Genomic DNA, 305 nt, shown 5'->3' on the forward strand with positions numbered 1-305 from the left:
GAATTTTCACCGCAAGCTTCTGCAACTCGTTCAGGCCGACGGCAGCCTTTCGCTGGCAGACCTGGCCGAAAAGGCCGGCATGTCGCAGAGTTCGGCCTGGCGGAAGATCCAGGAACTCGAAGCCGACGGCGTCATCCGTAAGCGCGTGACGTTGCTCGATCCCGGCAAACTCGATCTCAAGCTCTGCGTGATTGCCCACGTCACGCTGGAGGATCACCATGAGGAGGCGGTGGCTTCTTTCGCTTCAGTGGTGCTGGAGCGGCCGGAGATCATGGAGTGCTACGCCTTGTCGGGCGCCTTCGATT

General features: G+C 60.7%; 1 protein-coding gene. It reads left to right on the plus strand.

The features are described from left to right. On the plus strand, positions 1 to 305 hold a 305-nt coding region (locus tag EOD29_RS31115; RefSeq protein ID WP_127248798.1), incomplete at both ends, for a winged helix-turn-helix transcriptional regulator.

Origin of the sequence: Mesorhizobium sp. M1A.T.Ca.IN.004.03.1.1 (genome assembly GCF_003997555.1) — a bacterium.
Classification (GTDB): domain Bacteria; phylum Pseudomonadota; class Alphaproteobacteria; order Rhizobiales; family Rhizobiaceae; genus Mesorhizobium.